Consider the following 16,920-nt stretch of genomic DNA (forward strand, 5'->3'; position numbering starts at 1 on the left):
TCACCATAGATGTCCAGACGAAATTTCAAGGTTCTTTATATATCCGGTGAAGTATCCCCCTTTGTAAGAACCAGTGCGTTGGCGGATTTTATGGCATCATTTCCCCAGGCCCTTGAGGAAGAGGGATTTGAGGCCCGTATCATGATGCCAAAATACGGCGCCATCAATGACCGGAAGTTCCGGCTTCATGATGTTCTGCGTCTTTCAGATATTGAGGTTCCCCTGAAAGAGAAGACCGATCTTTTGAATGTAAAGGTAACCGCACTTCCTTCAAGCAAGATACAGACCTATTTTCTCTATAATGAGAAATATTTCAAGCGCAATGGTCTCTTTACCGACACCCCGGTACAGGGAGAGCTGAAAGCGCTTGCCGAAAAGGTTGCGTTTTTCAATGTTGGTGTGCTTGAGACCCTTCAGAGGCTGGGCTGGAGACCCGATATCATCCACTGCCACGACTGGTATGCATCGCTTGTTCCCCTTCTTCTGAAAACCGTCTACCGCGACCATGAGTTTTTCCGTGGCATCAAGACGGCCATGACTATTCACAATGTGTACCGTCAGGGTGTGCTTCCTTTCAAGGTGCTGAAAAAACTGCTTCCCGATGAGGTGTGTTCAGAGCTCCACCGGAGTGGCGATGATGTCAACATGCTCTATACAGGAGTTGAACATGCCGACATGCTGACAACGACCTCCCCCTCCTATGCCGAGGAGATTACAGGGGAAGCGGGAAATGCATTCGGTCTCAGTGAGGTTCTTGGTGAGAGGAATGTGACTCTGCATGGCATTGTCAATGGCATTGATACACGGCAGTGGAATCCCTCTACCGATAAACTCATCAAAAAGCGCTATGCCCCGGAACGGATGGAGGGCAAAACCGAGAATAAACGGGCTCTGCTGGAGGAGATAAAACTTTCCCCGGATACCGACAGACCGGTTGTGGGCGTCATCATTAATTTTGACGAGTTCCAGGGAGCCGGGCTGATTGCAGGCAGTCTGAAAAAGCTTGCCGCCATGGATATACAGCTGGTTATCTGCGGTTCAGGCGATCAAAAATATGAGAAACAGTTCAGGGAGTTTGCCGACGCCCATCCCGAAACGGTGAGTCTGCATACCGACTGCCCCGACAGCTTTATCCACCTTGCCATTGCAGGATTTGATATTCTGCTTATGCCGGGTAAAATTGAGTCGTGCGGCATGCTGCAGATGTTTGCCATGAGTTATGGCACCATTCCGGTAGCCTTTGCCGGCGGGGGTATTGTTGAAACCATTGACGACTATTCTGAAAAGGACGGTTACGGGTTCATTTTTCATGACTACACGCCCAAGGCACTTGTGGCAAGGCTTGGGGCTGCGGTTGCTCTCTATCACGACAGTGAGAGATGGAAGGAGATTGTTGGCCGGGCCATGGCGCGCGATTTCGGCTGGAAGCATTCGGCCGAGGAGTATGGCGGGCTGTATCGTGAACTGCTGGAGTCCTGAACAATGAGTGAAACGATACGGGTGCTTTTTCTTGACAGGGATGGCACCATCAATGAAGATACCGGTTCATACATTGCCGAGAATCACCAGCTGAAGATTATTCCGGGTGCTGCTGAAGCAATGGCGCTTGCCCGTGCTGCCGGATTCCGCATTGTCGTCGTCACCAATCAGGCGGGTATTGCCCGTGGCATTGCCACGGTTGAGCAGGTGGAGGAGGTCAACCGTTATCTCAACGAACTGCTTTCGGCGCATGAGGCTGCCTATGACAGCTGTTATTACTGCCCCTCGCATCCTCTCTATCCCCATCCTGAATATGACCGGTACAAGGATTGCCGTAAGCCTGCCACAGGTATGGTTGACCGTGCCATTGCCGATTTCCGCTCCGGGGGCTATGAAGTTGACCGCAGTGCATCGTTTTTTGTGGGCGACAAGATGATTGATGTGGAGTGCGGCATGGCCGCCTCGCTTCGCCCGATACTGGTGAGGACAGGCCACAACGAGGAGGAGATCTGCCGTGAGCACGGTATTGTGCCGGAATTCATTGCCGACGATCTCTATCAGGCTGTGACCAGTCATATTCTTGCCTGACGCGGCGTTCTCTCCGGCCATGCTGAGCCTCTATGTTCATATTCCGTTCTGCAGAAAACGCTGCTCCTACTGTGATTTTTATCTGGTTGCGGGTACTCTCAGGATGGAGGACTTTTTTGTGGCGCTCCGCCGTGAAACGGCCTCCCGCGCCTCTCTCTTGAAGGGACAGACAATAGGCGCCATCCATTTTGGCGGCGGTACCCCGTCAATGGCGTCCCCCTCTCTTCTCGGCAGCTGGCTCGAACAGGTTGCCTCTCTCGCCTCTTTTGCTCCCGATATGGAAATTGCGCTTGAAGCCAATCCCGAAGACCTGAAGGGAAGTGCCGCAAATGAGTTTCATCAGGCGGGCGTCAACCGTCTCAGCCTCGGGGTCCAGTCGTTCAGTTCGGAAAAACTCTCTTCTCTCGGCAGGGCGCATTCTCCCCGGGAGGCAATGGCTGCTGCCCGCGATGCTGTCCGGATGTTTGACTCTGTCAGTCTGGATCTCATCTGTGGTGTTCCGGGTGAAGACAGGGGGGTTTGGCAGGACGATCTTGAACGGGCGAAGGAGTCAGAGGCGCAGCATGTGTCGGTCTATATGCTCTCGCTTGAGCCCCGGACGCTGCTGTCCCGTGATGTTTCGGCGGGAAGGGTGAGGGTGCCGGATGAGGGTGAGCAGGCCGGCTTCTACATGCAGGCTCTCAAGGAGCTGAAAGCAGCCGGGTACGGTCATTATGAGGTCTCGAACTTTGCCATGCCCGGCTGCCACTCCCGCTACAATCTTGCCAGCTGGAAGCGTGAGCCGTATATAGGGTACGGCCCCTCGGCTCACAGTTTTTTGAGAACGGAAGAGGGTGAACTTCGCACTGCCAACGAAGCAAGCCTGTCGCGCTATCTTTCCTCTCCCCAAGCTGCAGAAGGGTTCAGGGAGGTTCTTGGAGAGCGGGAGCGGTTCGAAGAGCAGGTTTTTCTTTCATTGCGCATAAACAGTGGGCTCTCCATTGAGTTTTTACGAAAAGGCAATACATTACCCAATGAGATGATGAAGGCTCTTGAAACAATGGAAGAAAGGGGCTGGATCCGGTACGAAAACGGGGCACTGTACCTTACGGACCCCGGTTTTCTGTTTGCCGATCTCATAGCGGCGGAGTTGATTCCGTATTGACCACCTTACAATCCTGTTCATGACCAACCGGGTTCTCAACCGTGCCATAGCTGCTCTGCTTTTTCTTGGTGCGGAGCTGCTCTATCTGGCCACCATGGCTCCTACATTCTCCTTCTGGGACTGCGGGGAGTTCATTGCAACGGCCCGGACGCTCGGGGTTCCCCATCCCCCCGGAGCTCCTCTGTTTCTGCTTCTCGGCCGCATGTTCTCCATGCTTCCGCTGCCGGTGGACATCGGGGCACGGGTGAACCTCATCAGCACGCTGGCGAGTGCCGGAACCGTCATGCTGACCTATCTGATCATTGTCCGCCTGATTGCCCTCTATCGTACAACTCCCCGGAATGAATGGGATGGTGCTGAGGCTATCTCTGCCTTCGGTGGCGCTGCAGTCGGGGCTCTTGCGCTTGCCTTTTCCGACAGTTTCTGGTTCAATGCCGTTGAGACGGAGGTTTATTCGCTCTCCTCGTTTTTTACTGCCATGGTGGTCTGGCTTATCCTTTGCTGGCATGAGGAGTATCCCGAAAAAGGGCATGAGCGGTGGCTTCTGCTTTCGGCATATATGATAGGTCTGTCGATAGGAGTTCATCTTCTGAGTCTTCTTGCTGTTTTTGCAATCGCTCTGGTCTATTATTTCCGGCGGTTTGAGGTCAATCTCAAAACATTCAGCGTTCTTGTTCTGGGTTCTTCAACACTGTTTTTCCTCATCTACACCCTTATCATCAAGGGGTTGCCGGCGCTTCTGCAGCTGGCGTCGTGGACGGGGCTCATCCTCTTTCTCGCCATTCTTGTCTACGGGGTGTATTATACCCAGAAGCACAGGATGGCGATGCTCAATACGGTGCTGATGTCGGTCATGCTGATTGTCATCGGGTATGGTTCTTACGGCCTTATTTATGTCAGGGCGCAGGCCTCTCCTCCCATCAATGAGAACAACCCGTCAACTCCCGATGCTTTTTTCTCCTATCTGAATCGTGAGCAGTACGGTGATATGCCCCTCTGGCCAAGGCGCTGGTCGCCTGAACCGACCCACCAGTATTATTACAGCCGCTATAATAATGATCTGGACTATTTTCTGTCATATCAGCTTGAGCGCATGTATCTGCGCTATTTCGGATGGCAGTTTATCGGGCGGAGTGATCAACGGGAGGGAGCCGGTGTTGACTGGTCCGTGCTCTGGGGGATTCCTTTTTTGGTCGGCTTTGGGGGAGCTGTTGCCCATTTCAGGCGGCAGTGGAAGATGGGGCTGGTTGTCACAGCGCTCTTTATTCTGACGGGGGCCGCATTGGTGGTCTATCTGAACCAGACGGAGCCCCAGCCCAGAGAGCGCGACTACAGCTATGCGGGCAGTTTTTTTGCGTTTGCCCTTTGGATCGGCATTGGTGTTGAAAGCCTCTGCCGTCAGCTTGCTGTCTGGCTGAAGACCCCCGGAAAGAGAGAACGGCTTCTGCTCTCAGTGCTGACGGTAACGGTGCTCGGTCTGCTTGTGAACGGGCGAATGCTGCAGGCGAATTACCGGGTGCACGACCGTTCAGGAAACTTTGTTTCGTGGGACTGGGGGTGGAATATTCTGCAGAGCTGCCAGAGAGATGCTATTCTCTTTACCAATGGAGACAATGACACCTTTCCCCTCTGGTACCTTCAGGAGGTGGAGGGGATACGGACCGATGTGAGGGTGGTGAATTTGAGTCTTGCCAATACAGGGTGGTATCTGCAGCAGCTTAAAAACACTTCGCCGCGGGGTGCCCGGCCGGTTCTCTTCAGCCTCACCAATGAGGAACTGGAGGCCATTACCTATGTTCCCATTGATTCAGCTTCTGTTGAACTGCCCTCATCGGCAGCCGCCCGAGAGCTGGAGCGGGAGTCGCGTGAGCATGGGTTCCGCCTGCCTTCAGTGCCGCTTGAGAGCATTCCCTGGAAAATCAAGCCCGGACTCATCTATGGAGGCCAGGGCTACCTCCGGCCGCAGGACATTGCCGTATACGATATTGTGCTGAACAATTTCGCTGACAGGCCGATCTATTTTGCCCTGACGGTTGACCCCGACGGGATGATGGGGTTGGACCGCTATCTGCGCCTTGATGGTCTGGTTTCAAAGGTGGTGCCGTTGAAAAGTGCTGACCCGATGAGTTTTGTTGACCCGGTAAGGCTCTCCTCGAATCTGCTGCAGGTGTATCAGTATCGGAATCTTGCCGACTCCGCGGTGTTTCTTGAAGAGACCTCCCTGCGTCTTGCCTCCAACTATTCGCCGCTGCTTATCCGTCTTGCCCTTGATCTTGCGGACGAGCCCATGAAGAGTATTTCGGTTCCGAAGCCTTCCGGAGGAGGCAGCCGGACCCTGAAAAGGGGAGAGCTGGCGCTGGAGGTTCTTGATACAGCGACCCGACTTCTTCCCCCCGGGCGCTTCGGATTGAACGCCGAGCTGGCGGGTTCTGCAGTTGCCCTGTATTCCCGGCTTGGGGAAAAACAGGGAGCTTCCATCTATATTGCGTATCTTGAAAAACTGGTTTCCCGCACAACGCCTGCCCGTAATCCGAGGCTGTTTTATGCCATGGCAAGGGCTTACCGGGCGGCAGGACGGATGGATGAAGCCGGAAGGGTTATTGACAGCCTCGGTGCGGCACTTCATGAACCGCGGCTTCGTCAGGAGTTTGAAAAAATGAAGGAGTGAACCCCAATGCAAAACAGTATTCATGCAGGTGCGGTGATAGACCGCGGCGCGCAGCTCGCACAAGGTGTGAGTGTCGGGCCTTTTACGGTAATTGAGGATGATGTCAGAATTGGCGAGGGTACGGTTATCGGCCCTCATGTGCATATAGCTTCCGGTGCGCGCATTGGAAGCGGATGCCGGATTCATGCGGGCGCCGTGCTTGCGACGGAGCCTCAGGATCTGAAGTTCAACGGAGAGAAAACTGAACTGTTCGTTGGTGACCGCACGGTCATCAGGGAGTGTGTTACACTGAACCGCGGCACTGTGGCCAGTGGCAAAACTGTTGTTGGGTCCGACTGTCTGATTATGGCGTATGTACACGCTGGTCATGACTGTGTTATCGGCAACAATGTGGTGATTGCCAACTCGGTGCAGTTTGGTGGTCATTGCGAGGTTGGCGATTATGTCGTTGTCGGTGGTCTGGCGGGCGTTCACCAGTTTGTGCGTATCGGACGCTATGCAATGGTCGGCGGCATTTCCCGTGCGGCTCTTGATGTTCCACCCTTTGTCATGGCAGGAGGCCACGCTTCGTTCCGCTATGAGGGGCTCAACGCAATTGGACTGAAGCGGCGGGGTTTTTCACCTGAAAGCATCACTCTCATCAAAGATGCCTACAGGGTGCTTTTCCAGTCGGGACTGCTTCTTGGCAACGCTCTTGAAAAGGTTCGCGCAGAATTTCCAAAAGAGCCGGAAATTCTGGAAATTCTTGACTTTTTTGATTCTGGCAAACATGGCCGGAAATTCATCAGACCCTTCAACAGCTGAGGGGCTTCTCTATGTATTGTTAACGGGGAACGGCGTATGGCTCAATGGGCAATTGGCATCGATCTCGGGGGTACAGCCGTGAAGGCTGCTGTGGCGGGGCGCGAGACGGGTGTGCTCAGCACCTCTGTGACGCCGACCGCTACAGCGGATGGGCCTCAGGGTATTGTCCGCCAGATTTCCTCCATTGCCGGCGACCTTTACCGGAGCGCTTCGGTAACGCTTGACCCTGCTGATTTCCACGGGATCGGACTCGGAGTTCCCGGAGCTGTTGACCGCACGGCCGGAACCCTCAGTTATCCACCGAACCTTCCCGGTTGGGATGTGGTTGCTCTTCGTGAAGAACTTCAGAAATCGCTTGTTGAAAGCATCGGGCTCAAGGCGCCTGTGTTTCTCGACAACGATGCCAATGCGGCAGCTCTTGGCGAGGCGGTGTACGGAGCGGGACGGGAGTTCAGCGATTTTCTCATGGTGACGCTCGGCACCGGAGTTGGAGGGGGCATTGTGCTCAACCGGCAGCTTTATCGCGGCCCGGGCGGTACTGCGGGTGAAATAGGGTTCATGATTGTTGATTTTGAAGGCACCAGTATCCATGCAGGCATTCGCGGCACCATTGAGGGGCTTATCGGCAAGGAGAGGATTGTGGAACTTGCCCGCCGGATGATTGCCGCAAGTCCGTCAGGTTCTTCAGTGGGGGAGTACTGCAGTAATGATCTGTCGCGCCTTTCTCCCCGTCATATTGAAACGGCAGCGCTCAACGGCGATGAAGTGTGTCTCGCTGTGTGGGAGCGGGTCGGGGCCATTCTCGGCACCGGTCTGGCCAATGTGACGGCACTGATGGATATCAGGAAGTTTGTGATAGGCGGCGGAATTTCAGGTGCCGGGGAGCTGGTTTTCGGGCCGGCACTCAGCCAGTTGCGCCGTTCAACTCTTCCCTCAATGCAGGAAGGTCTTGAGCTTGTTCCTGCAATACTTGGCAACCGGGCTGGCGTGCATGGTGCCGCAGCTCTCTGTTTCAGCGAATCCTGAGCCGGGTTGGAAAGAGCCCATGCCTGACTCTCTTCTCCATCTGCTGCTTCCCAATGTCTGCGCTGTCTGCAACCGGCTTCTCGTGGAGGGTGAATCGGGGTTCTGTAGAAGCTGCCGTGCGGAATTTGATCCCTTTGCACTTTCAACGGAAGGCGAGGGGATGCTGAGAAGTACGATTGCAGCCCGTTTCGGTTCCTCTTTTGCATTTGAGCGGGGGTGGTGCAGCTATCTGTTCCACAAGAACAGTCCATTGCAGAGCGCCCTCCATTCAATGAAGTATGGAGGGCTCTTTTCCCTTGGCAGGGTGTTCGGCCGGGAGCTTGGCGAACTGGTGGCGGCGAGTGGAAGTGCCGAAGAGATCGACTGTGTGGTTCCGGTGCCGCTCCATCCGTTGAAGAAAATTGAGCGGACTTACAACCAGTCGGAAGTTATTGCCCTCCCGCTTGCCCGGCGCATAGAGAGGCCTATGATGGGTCATGTACTGCGGAGGAAACGGAGCACGCGCTCACAGACAGGGCTTTCTGCAGGAGAGAGGAGAGTGAATCTTGAGGGGGCGTTCAAGGCCGTAGGCGATGTTGGGGGGATGCATGTGCTGCTTGTTGACGATGTGGTGACCACCGGTTCAACAATGGCAGCTGCGTCCAAAGCGCTTCTCGGGGCCGGTGCGGCCCGAATATCGCTTGCCTCGGTTGCACTTGCACTGAAGGAATAGAAAATAACAATGGAGCTTTTTTACATCCCCCGGGGAACCCTTGCTGATGAAACCGCTTCGCTTCGTATTGAAGGGGATGAGTTTCATCACATTGCACGGGTGCTGAGGAAAAAAACCGGTGACAGGCTGAGGGTTACCGATGGAACCGGCAGGGTTGCAGAGATTGAAGTTGTCGGGCTTGCCAAGAGGTGGCTGGAGGGTGAGGTTCTCAGTCGAAGCGTGGTTCCCAGGCCCTCCACCAGGGTGACTGTTGCCCTCTCCATGCTCAAGGCTCCCGCACGGTTTGATATGTTTCTTGAAAAGGCGACCGAGCTTGGCGTGGGTGCCATTATCCCGATGATCTCGCACCGGACAGTCAGTCAGCCATCAGGGGAAAAGCTTGCCGGTAAACTTCAGCGCTGGAACAACATCATCCTTTCTGCGGCCCGTCAGTCCAAATGTTTTCATCTGCCGGAACTCATCGGGCCGCTTCCTTTCAGAAGTGTGCTTGCGCTTGAGGGATATGATAACCGGTTGATGCCTTATGAAGAGAGCAGCGAGGCGCCAAGAGTGAACTACAGCGGCAAAAACACCCTGTTTCTGATTGGCGGGGAGGGGGGGTTCACCGGTGAAGAGGCTGAAGAGGCACGCGCGTCCGGGTTCACCACGCTCTCTTTAGGCCGCTCAATTCTCAGGGCCGAAACTGCGGCACTTTTCGCTGCGGCCATGGTCCGTTCACAGCTCCTTGTAGAGGATGCCGGAGAGTGGCTCTAAGCATTATATTGACTGAGAAGAATACGACAGGAAAACGAAACGAACAGCACTATGGGCAGTCTTAAAGCAAACAGGGTCATCCTACTGGTTATTGTCCTGTTTATCTCCGCCATGTTTTTTGTCATGATCCGCTATTTCCTCATGGCAATTTTTCTGGCAGCCATTTTTTCCGCTCTTGCCATGCCGCTGTACAACAGGATGCTTGGGTGGGTCGGTGGGCGTAAAAGCCTCGGTGCAGCCGTCACCATGATGATTATTTTCATTATGGGTGTTCTGCCTCTGGTGGCGCTGCTGGGTATTGTGGCCATACAGGCTGTGGAAATCAGCCGTCAGGCGGCCCCATGGGTTCGGCAGATGATTGAGCCGGCGTTTCTCGACCAGCAATTGCAGTCGCTTCCTTTTTATCCGGAGATGGTGATCTACCGTGAAGACATTATGCAGCGTGTCACTGAAGTGGCCTCAAAAACCGGAACAGTACTGTTCAATACGCTTTTTTCATTTACCTATTCAGCTGTCAACGAACTGTTCCTCTTTTTCATTTTTCTCTATACCGTGTTTTTTTTCCTGCGTGATGGCCGCTCGCTTCTTGAAACCATCCTCTACTATCTGCCGCTGTCGGATGCTGACCAGCATCGTCTGCTCGACAAGTTTCTTTCCGTAACACGGGCTACCATCAAAGGAACCATGATTGTGGGGACCGTGCAGGGTACTCTTGCCGGCCTGGCGCTCCATATTGCCGGAATTGAAAGCGCTCTGTTCTGGGGAACCATGATGACGGTGCTCAGCGTTGTGCCGGTGCTTGGCCCTCCTCTGGTCTGGGTTCCTGCAGCCATCTCCCTTGCTTTTGTGGGTCATTACCCGCAGGCGCTCGGCGTTCTGCTGTTCTGCAGCATTGTTGTCGGTCAGATAGATAATATTCTCCGCCCAATTCTTGTAGGGCGCGACACCCGACTGCACGAGCTGTTCATATTTTTTGGAACTCTTGGCGGTATTGGCCTCTTCGGGCTTTTCGGTTTCATTATCGGTCCCATTATCGCAGCGCTCTTCATGACGGTCTGGGAGATGTACGGGGACGCGTTCAGTGACTCCCTGCGTGATATCAAGGGCCGTTCAACAGTCAGTAACGATGAGTGAACCCGGAGGTGGGCACAATACAGAGAAAGGCGGCCTGTGGCCGCCTTTCTCTTATCCTTCCGGAGTTCCTGAAGCTCAGTTGTTCCGGACAACCTCTTCAGCTGCGAAGAAGAATCCGGCTTCAATTGCGGCATTCTCTGCTGAGTCTGAACCGTGGACGATATTTTCGCCCTTGCTGTCTGCATGGAGTTTGCGGACGGTGCCTTCCTCGGCTTCAGCCGGATCGGTGGCGCCAATCAGTGTGCGGAAGTCTGCAACGGCGTTCTCTTTTTCAAGAATCATCGGAACACAGGGACCCGAAGACATAAAGTCAACCAGTTCGCCGAAAAAGGGGCGCTCGCGGTGGACGCCGTAGAACTCGCCGGCGGTCTCTTTGCTGAGTCTGATTTTTTTCATGGCAACCACACGGAAGCCTGCGCGTTCAATCTGGTTGATGACGGCTCCGATAAGCTGCTTTTTGACACAGTCGGGCTTGAGGATGGTAAGGGTTCTTTCCATTGGAGTGAGCTGCATTTGAGTGTTTGCTAAAAAAAATTGCCTGCGAAGATACAAAAAAAAGTCGGTGGCTGCCTCATGCCCTGTCAATTCTCAACAGCAGATCTTTCATCGGCTGGTAGGTGATGGGCAGAAAGTCGCTGTATGCGAGCAGCACTTTCCCCTCTTCATCAATGAGCACATAGGCCCTTTGCGCCATGCCCAGAAAGCCGAGCGCTCCATAGGCCTCAGCGGTTTTTTTGGAGCTGTCGCTGAGCAGGGTGAACGGGAGCTGGTTTTTTGCCGCAAATGTTTTGTGTGATTCAGGGCTGTCGGCACTGATGCCCAGAACTGCAATGCTCCGTTTGGTGAACTCTGTCACATTGTTGCGGTAGTCGCAGAGCTGTGCGGTGCATACTGGCGTATCGTCTCCCGGATAAAAGACAAGCAGCACTTTTTTCCCCTTGAAGCTGGATAGTCCGACCATCCGTCCCTCTGAATCGGGAAGGGTGAAGTCGGGAGCCGGTGTTCCTTCTGCAATCATATGTCGCTTTGTTTTCGGTTTATGGCATCGGCCGTTTCGGCATTCAACTCTACAAGAATGCGTTCCACCCTCTGTCCGTTCATCTTGATCACCCGGAAACTGATATCGCGCCACTGCAAAGAGTCGCCGACTGAGGGCACCTCCCCGAGACGGGTCATCATGAAGCCGCCCATCGTATCGTAGGGGGCATCTTTCCCTTCTGAAAAGTCGTCGGTTTCAAGCTCGAATGCTCCGAGGAACTCGTCAACCGGCACAAGGCCGTCAACCAGCCATGTCCGCAGGCTGCGGCGCACAATCCGATGTTCATCTTCTTCACTGTCATCGGCCGGCACCTCTCCCACAATACTCTCAAGGACATCGGTCAGTGTGATTGTTCCCTGGATGGAGCCATGCTCATCGATAACCAGAGCCAGATGGGCCCGGTTTTTCCTGAACAGCTCCAGAACATGAAATGCCGGCACCGATTCGGGCACAAACAGCGGTGTTTTCATGGAGGCGCGGATGGCTTCCCGGAGCCCTCCCTTTCCTGTCAGCTGAAAACTGACCAGGTCGACAGAGCGGACAATGCCCAGAAGATTGTCGAGGTTTTTTTCAGCAACCGGGAACCGCGAGCGGCCGCTTGCCAGAATGACTGTGTTGATTTCCTCGTCGCTGTTGTCAAGGTCGAGCCAGTCGGTTTCACTTCGGGGAGTCATCATTGCGCTTGCCTGCTTGTCACTCAGACGGAATATCCGCGCAACCATATCGTATTCAACCGACTCGAAAACCCCTTTTTTTGCCCCCTGCCGTATCATGAGCATCACCTCTTCATCGCTTACCTGAGGCTTTTCGCCGCTTTTGATGCCAAGCATGCGGAGCAGCATGTCGGTGGAGCCGTTGATGAGGTTGACTGCCGGAGCGCTCAGTCGGCAGAGCAGGTCAATTGATGCAGCTATTTTCAGAGTTATTTTTTCCGGGTGCTGCAGGGCTATTTTTTTTGGAGCCAGTTCACCCGCAACCAGCGTCACAAAGGTAACAGTGACGACTACGGTCGCCAGTGCGAGCTGTCCGCTGTATGGGGCAAGCGGTGGAATGGTCGCCAGCAGGGCAGCAAACGGTGCGGAAAACACCAGGCCGCTGAAGGCTCCGGCAAGGGTGCTGATAAGTGTTATGCCAACCTGAATTGCCGAGAGGAATTTCCCTGGATTTTCAAGCAGCTTCAGCGCGATTTCGGCCGATTCATGGCCTGCATCACGCAGCTCATGCAGACGGCTTGCCCGGGAAGAGATAATGGCGAATTCAGCCATGGAGAAAAAGCCGTTGGCGGCAATCAGCGAGAAAAGAATGACTGCTTCAAGCAGGTAGGAGTCCATTGTGTTCATTAAGTTGAAAAAGCCTGGCATTGTAAGGCAGAGCTCGCCCGAATTGATGCCTGTTGCCGGTAATATAGGCATCTTGGAGAAAGTGCGGGCGACATTCGTTTTGGGCTGCGCAGGACAATTTTTTTCAAGGGGGATTCTGTTGTATTATAAACATAATCACCTTGATAATATTTTTACCTGTTGGAGCTGGAGGCTCCGTGCCATGAGTTTTCATTGCCCGCCTTTGAGGCCGGGAATGGCTGTCCTGGGAATGTTTCTGTTTTTTGCCGGGTGCAGTTCGCCAGATAATTCGGGGGAGAGCTCTTCGGAGATGTACGCCAAAGCTTCCGATCTCGGCCGGCACGGTCAGTATGCAAGGGCCATTGAGCTCTATGGGCGTGGTCTGGCACTTGAATCCCTTGACCCCCCTTCAGATGCTGCGGTGGTTGCCCTTGTTTCCAAGCGCTGGCTGGAGGGTTTGACGGGTTCGTATGATGCGGCTCTGGCGACAACAGAGGTTCTTGAGGGGCTTGAGGAGGGGACTCTTCCGGACTCCGTGCGGACTGCAGTTCTTGTTGACAAGGCGGGGTGGCTTGGAGAGCTTGGTCGCTTCACCGAGGCGGCCGATGCTCTTCGCGGCGTGCGCAATCCCGATTCCGCCGTGAAGATGAGGCTTGCGGCATTACTGCTTCAGAGTGGCGATGCGAAAGAGGCGGAGGCTCTTTATCGCCCGATGACTCTATGGCGGAATCCGCCTTCTGTGCGCATTCAGGCCTGGGCAGGCCTGTTGCGATGCAGAGTGACCGATCCGGCCGTGGTTGTTGAAGATGGGGAAACGGTGGCTCAGAAGATAGTGGCGGAGTCGGGGCGCGTGCTGCGGATGAAGGGGGAGCCGGCGGTGCGCGCCCGCGCCCTTCGCGCAGCCGCCTCCAGTCTTCAGCTTCTTCAGCGGCATCAGCGGAATGCGAGTTTTCTGCTGTTCCGCGCGCTCAGTCTGGCAGAAGGGTCGGGCGACAGGTTTCTCTATCAGGTACTGCGTCTGGAGTCCAATGCGGCGATTGTCCGAAAAGAGGTCCCCTTTCGTGAGGTTGCAGCGTATTTCGAGGAGCATGGTCTCTCGTATGCGCGGGCTTCGGCACTTTTTATGCTCTCTGAGGCCGGGGGTCTTACCGACAAAGAGCGCATAAGCGCACTGGAGGAGGGGTTCGCGGCGGCATGGCAGAGCGCTCCGCCCTATCCTTCGCCAGCCATGCTTGCCCGGGAGAACCGTGCTGCGCTCCATCTCAATGGTTTTCTTCTGAAGAATCCGAGAATTTTCGAGCTTTTTGATGTGGCTCAGCGGATGGGGATGATGCGGCTTGGCCGATCCCTCATCAGGGGAGGAGAGGAGTTCCGGCTCGGCACAGGAACTGCTCCGGAGCTTGAGACTGAGGTTCGCAGGTTGCTGGTTGAAATTTCAGGTCTTTTGCAGCGCAAGGCAGATATGGTGGACAGAGCGGCAGGAATCGGGATGAACCGCGCGACTGATCAGGCGCTCAATATGAAGCGGGGCAGGCTGTTTGAGCTGCTTCCCTCTGTGAGGGTGCGTGAGCCGGCGATTGCTTCGGCTCTGGCGCTCAACCCCGTGACGCTCCGAACCGTGCAGGAGACTCTTGGCGATGACCAGGCGATTGTGCGCCCCATTTTTTCTGACAGCCTGGCTGCTGTGATGGTGGTTGGAAAGCGTGATCTTCAGATTGTTGGCAGCGTTGCCGCGTTTGATTCTCTGCATACGCCCTCCATTGCCGTGGCGGGAATCAGGCGGGAGCTTGCCGACGGTCCGGGGTTTTCCCATCTCAAAGGGGGGGAGGGAGAGTGGTTCGAGCGAGCACTTTTCCGGCCGCTTCTCACGGCCGTTCAGCCATACAGCCGCATTGTGGTTGTAGCTGACGATGTGCTTCCGTTTCATCTGCCACTTCCTGGGGCGGCTCGTCCGGAGCAGCATCGATTTTCCTACCTTCATTCATTCAAGGAGTTTGTGATTATACAGACTGCTGCGGCGCTTCCTCCCGGCCCCTCGCGCATTGTATTCTATTCCGCCATTGACCATGACGGGCCGATTCGCCACAAGCTTTTTTATCCGCACGACAGGGTTTTTCTGGTCTGGAAGCACTTCACCATGGAGGAGCAGGAAGAGTTGCGGGATGAGATAGGGGCGGAAATGCAGTCGACCGTTTCAGGCGCGCTGGCACTTCAGAAACTCAAAGAAGATGGGGATTCGAAATGGTTGTATCTCTCCTCTTATGGAACTGACTGATTGCGTTTGACTCACTTTTTCTGATACAGTGGATGTGAGTTTTTATGGTTATTAATAAATGCATGCGCATTGTAAAAAAATTCACAAAGAGGTTTTTTTTTCGTTTTTTTGTATTTTCTTTGTAAGTGAAGTTTATTGCTTTCTCCCATCGCAGTAGCAACCGGGATGTGTGGACATGTCAGCCCCCCAGCCACCAGAATCAGCACTGGCGAGGATTGTTGCGGAGCTCAGGGCGGCCAGGGTCGCCAGAGGCCTGTCGCTTCAGGAACTCAGCCGCCTGCTGAAAATTCAGGAGCATTACCTTGCCGATATTGAGGACGGAAACCTTTCGTTTCTTTCCTGCGCATATGTTTATGCATATATAAAGGAATATGCCCGGGAAATGGGCGTTGGCGATACCGCGAGGCTTCAGGCCTGCCGGCGGGAGCTGGGAGTTCTCGTCGGAGTGAAGGAGACCGGTATTACCGATTATATTCAGTCGCTCTCTCCTGCCGGTATGTTCCGGAACAGTTCACTGTACGGGTTCCTGCAGGGACTCCGGAAAAAGAGTGTTGTTCTTGTCCTCACGGTGCTTGCCGCAATTTTTGTACTTGCTGCCGGTGCGGTTTCGCTCTCTTCAGGCAGTGGCGGGGGGGGACTTTCTTCAGCTGTTGCCCCTGATTCCACTGATGCAATGGTTGTGGCTGATTCAGTTGCTTCAGTCAGCCCTGTTGCTGAAGCCGCCGGGGGGACGAGAGCAGAGTGAGGGGGCCAGTGCCAAGGCTGTTAGCCTCTGCTGTTGGTTCCTGAAGGGCGGCTGAAAAGACCGCCTTTGTCGATCGCTGAAATAAGATAAAAAAAGTCCGATTATTTGGAATTTATTGTTGTCCTTTTGTGATTGCATACTGTATACTGTTTGAAAGGTTCACAATTGTCATGCCGTCTTGCAGGAACTCCCCATAAATGGTTGTGGCGTTGTGATGAAAGCAGTTTATTGGGTATTATCCATTTTTTGAAACGGCTATACGGAGCCCTCTGCCTATGAAAACCCTCTATGGCAACATTACTGAGACAGTAGGCCGGACGCCGCTTGTACGGCTGAATCGAATGAGCGAAGGGTGCCGGGCTGAGGTGCTTGTGAAGCTTGAGTCCTTCAACCCTCTGTCGAGCGTAAAGGACAGGATAGCGGTTTCAATGATTGAGGATGCGGAGCGCTCAGGCAGGATAGGAGCTGAGACGACTCTTGTGGAACCGACAAGTGGAAATACCGGTGTGGGTCTTGCGTTCGCCTGTGCTGCAAAGGGTATACGACTGATGCTTGTGATGCCCGACAGCATGAGTGTTGAGAGGCGCCGACTGATGCGGATTCTTGGTGCGGAGCTGGTGCTGACTCCCGGTTCAGGGGGGATGACGGGTGCCATCAGAGAGGCTGAACGGCTTCTCGAGGAGATTCCCGACAGCCTTATGCTTCAGCAGTTCAGCAACCCTGCCAATCCTGAGGCGCATCGCAGAACAACTGCTGTGGAGCTATTGGAGGACACAGGGGGATCGATTGACTTTTTTGTGGCGGGCGTGGGAACCGGAGGTACTGTTACGGGCGTTGGAGAGGTGCTGAAGGCATCATGCCCGGGGGTGAGGATTGTGGCAGTAGAGCCGGAGGACTCGCCGGTCCTGTCTGGGGGCCAGCCGGGACCCCATAAAATTCAGGGGATAGGTGCAGGGTTTGTGCCACCGGTCTTGAATCTGGAAGTTATTGACGAGGTTGTGAGGGTGAAGGCTGAAGAAGCGGGGGAAGTCGCCCGGCAGCTGGCCCTGAAGGAAGGAATTCTTGCCGGAATTTCGTCGGGAGCAGCTCTGAAGGCGGGGCTGGATGTTGCCCGAAGAGAGGGGATGGAGGGTAAAAGGGTTGTGGTGCTGCTTCCTGACAGTGGCGAAAGGTATCTGTCTACCTGGCTGTTTGAGGAGGAGTGAAAATAGTT

At 54.5% G+C, this 16,920-nt stretch carries 15 protein-coding genes; 12 read left to right on the plus strand and 3 right to left on the minus strand.

Annotated features, from left to right (window positions below; translation table 11 throughout):
• The first annotated feature begins 9 nt into the window (after nt 1-9).
• From EKD02_RS05965 to EKD02_RS06005, 9 genes are read left to right on the plus strand one after another with little or no spacing between them, the layout of a single operon-like run.
• Nucleotides 10-1,479, plus strand: a complete 1,470-nt coding sequence (locus tag EKD02_RS05965; protein WP_126341816.1) for a starch synthase — start codon at nt 10-12, stop codon at nt 1,477-1,479.
• Between the two features lie 3 nt (nt 1,480-1,482).
• A complete protein-coding gene (locus EKD02_RS05970; protein WP_011889538.1) occupies nt 1,483-2,067 on the plus strand; it encodes a D-glycero-alpha-D-manno-heptose-1,7-bisphosphate 7-phosphatase in 585 nt (194 codons plus the stop codon).
• A 19-nt stretch (nt 2,068-2,086) separates the two neighbouring features.
• The gene (gene hemW / locus EKD02_RS05975) at nt 2,087-3,211 is read left to right on the plus strand and encodes a radical SAM family heme chaperone HemW (protein ID WP_126384481.1); all 1,125 of its coding nucleotides are present in this window, start codon (nt 2,087-2,089) and stop codon (nt 3,209-3,211) included.
• Between the two features lie 19 nt (nt 3,212-3,230).
• The gene (locus EKD02_RS05980) at nt 3,231-5,879 is read left to right on the plus strand and encodes a glycosyltransferase family 117 protein (RefSeq protein ID WP_126384484.1); all 2,649 of its coding nucleotides are present in this window, start codon (nt 3,231-3,233) and stop codon (nt 5,877-5,879) included.
• 6 nt (nt 5,880-5,885) lie between these two features.
• A complete protein-coding gene (lpxA, locus tag EKD02_RS05985) occupies nt 5,886-6,683 on the plus strand; it encodes an acyl-ACP--UDP-N-acetylglucosamine O-acyltransferase (RefSeq protein ID WP_126384486.1) in 798 nt (265 codons plus the stop codon).
• Between the two features lie 36 nt (nt 6,684-6,719).
• Nucleotides 6,720-7,709, plus strand: coding sequence for an ROK family protein (locus tag EKD02_RS05990; protein ID WP_011889542.1), 990 nt, complete (start codon nt 6,720-6,722; stop codon nt 7,707-7,709).
• A 19-nt stretch (nt 7,710-7,728) separates the two neighbouring features.
• Complete coding sequence (locus EKD02_RS05995) at nt 7,729-8,421, plus strand: ComF family protein (protein WP_011889543.1); 693 nt, start codon at nt 7,729-7,731, stop codon at nt 8,419-8,421.
• A 9-nt stretch (nt 8,422-8,430) separates the two neighbouring features.
• Nucleotides 8,431-9,174, plus strand: coding sequence for a 16S rRNA (uracil(1498)-N(3))-methyltransferase (locus EKD02_RS06000; protein WP_126341812.1), 744 nt, complete (start codon nt 8,431-8,433; stop codon nt 9,172-9,174).
• A 51-nt stretch (nt 9,175-9,225) separates the two neighbouring features.
• Nucleotides 9,226-10,308: an AI-2E family transporter gene (locus EKD02_RS06005; protein WP_126341811.1), complete on the plus strand. Its 1,083-nt coding sequence runs from the start codon at nt 9,226-9,228 to the stop codon at nt 10,306-10,308.
• Nucleotides 10,309-10,383: 75 nt separating this feature from the next.
• On the opposite strand, the gene EKD02_RS06010 is transcribed toward EKD02_RS06005, so the two are convergent.
• From EKD02_RS06010 to EKD02_RS06020, 3 genes are all read right to left on the minus strand, one after another.
• On the minus strand, nt 10,384-10,806 hold the full coding sequence (locus EKD02_RS06010; protein ID WP_126384489.1) for a nucleoside-diphosphate kinase: 423 nt from the start codon (nt 10,804-10,806) through the stop codon (nt 10,384-10,386).
• 73 nt (nt 10,807-10,879) lie between these two features.
• Entirely contained in the window at nt 10,880-11,326 is a 447-nt protein-coding gene (locus EKD02_RS06015; protein WP_011889547.1) for a peroxiredoxin, read from the minus strand.
• A complete protein-coding gene (locus EKD02_RS06020; RefSeq protein ID WP_312024015.1) occupies nt 11,323-12,687 on the minus strand; it encodes a hemolysin family protein in 1,365 nt (454 codons plus the stop codon). The genes EKD02_RS06015 and EKD02_RS06020 overlap by 4 nt, the downstream gene beginning before the upstream one ends.
• Nucleotides 12,688-12,922: 235 nt before the next feature.
• Here EKD02_RS06020 and EKD02_RS06025 point away from each other — a divergent pair, with 235 nt between their 5' ends.
• From EKD02_RS06025 to cysK, 3 genes are all read left to right on the plus strand, one after another.
• On the plus strand, nt 12,923-14,962 hold the full coding sequence (locus tag EKD02_RS06025; protein WP_126384492.1) for a tetratricopeptide repeat protein: 2,040 nt from the start codon (nt 12,923-12,925) through the stop codon (nt 14,960-14,962).
• A 175-nt stretch (nt 14,963-15,137) separates the two neighbouring features.
• On the plus strand, nt 15,138-15,707 hold the full coding sequence (locus tag EKD02_RS06030; protein WP_126384495.1) for a helix-turn-helix domain-containing protein: 570 nt from the start codon (nt 15,138-15,140) through the stop codon (nt 15,705-15,707).
• Nucleotides 15,708-15,982: 275 nt separating this feature from the next.
• Nucleotides 15,983-16,912 carry a cysteine synthase A gene (gene cysK / locus EKD02_RS06035; protein ID WP_126341807.1) on the plus strand — a complete coding sequence of 310 codons (930 nt, stop codon included), beginning with the start codon at nt 15,983-15,985 and terminating at the stop codon, nt 16,910-16,912.
• The last annotated feature ends 8 nt before the right edge of the window (nt 16,913-16,920 follow it).

This window comes from Chlorobium phaeovibrioides, from assembly GCF_003968655.1.
Taxonomy (GTDB): domain Bacteria; phylum Bacteroidota; class Chlorobiia; order Chlorobiales; family Chlorobiaceae; genus Chlorobium; species Chlorobium phaeovibrioides.

Excerpts from the sequence above, each read along its gene's own strand:
- EKD02_RS05965 (WP_126341816.1), top strand. The coding sequence starts at position 10 with ATGTCCAGACGAAATTTCAAGGTTCTTTATATATCCGGTGAAGTATCC.
- EKD02_RS05970 (WP_011889538.1), top strand. The coding sequence starts at position 1,483 with ATGAGTGAAACGATACGGGTGCTTTTTCTTGACAGGGATGGCACCATC.
- hemW (WP_126384481.1), top strand. The coding sequence starts at position 2,087 with ATGCTGAGCCTCTATGTTCATATTCCGTTCTGCAGAAAACGCTGCTCC.
- EKD02_RS05980 (WP_126384484.1), top strand. The coding sequence starts at position 3,231 with ATGACCAACCGGGTTCTCAACCGTGCCATAGCTGCTCTGCTTTTTCTT.
- lpxA (WP_126384486.1), top strand. The coding sequence starts at position 5,886 with ATGCAAAACAGTATTCATGCAGGTGCGGTGATAGACCGCGGCGCGCAG.
- EKD02_RS05990 (WP_011889542.1), top strand. The coding sequence starts at position 6,720 with ATGGCTCAATGGGCAATTGGCATCGATCTCGGGGGTACAGCCGTGAAG.
- EKD02_RS05995 (WP_011889543.1), top strand. The coding sequence starts at position 7,729 with ATGCCTGACTCTCTTCTCCATCTGCTGCTTCCCAATGTCTGCGCTGTC.
- EKD02_RS06000 (WP_126341812.1), top strand. The coding sequence starts at position 8,431 with ATGGAGCTTTTTTACATCCCCCGGGGAACCCTTGCTGATGAAACCGCT.
- EKD02_RS06005 (WP_126341811.1), top strand. The coding sequence starts at position 9,226 with ATGGGCAGTCTTAAAGCAAACAGGGTCATCCTACTGGTTATTGTCCTG.
- EKD02_RS06010 (WP_126384489.1), bottom strand. The coding sequence starts at position 10,806 with ATGGAAAGAACCCTTACCATCCTCAAGCCCGACTGTGTCAAAAAGCAG.
- EKD02_RS06015 (WP_011889547.1), bottom strand. The coding sequence starts at position 11,326 with ATGATTGCAGAAGGAACACCGGCTCCCGACTTCACCCTTCCCGATTCA.
- EKD02_RS06020 (WP_312024015.1), bottom strand. The coding sequence starts at position 12,687 with ATGAACACAATGGACTCCTACCTGCTTGAAGCAGTCATTCTTTTCTCG.
- EKD02_RS06025 (WP_126384492.1), top strand. The coding sequence starts at position 12,923 with ATGGCTGTCCTGGGAATGTTTCTGTTTTTTGCCGGGTGCAGTTCGCCA.
- EKD02_RS06030 (WP_126384495.1), top strand. The coding sequence starts at position 15,138 with ATGTCAGCCCCCCAGCCACCAGAATCAGCACTGGCGAGGATTGTTGCG.
- cysK (WP_126341807.1), top strand. The coding sequence starts at position 15,983 with ATGAAAACCCTCTATGGCAACATTACTGAGACAGTAGGCCGGACGCCG.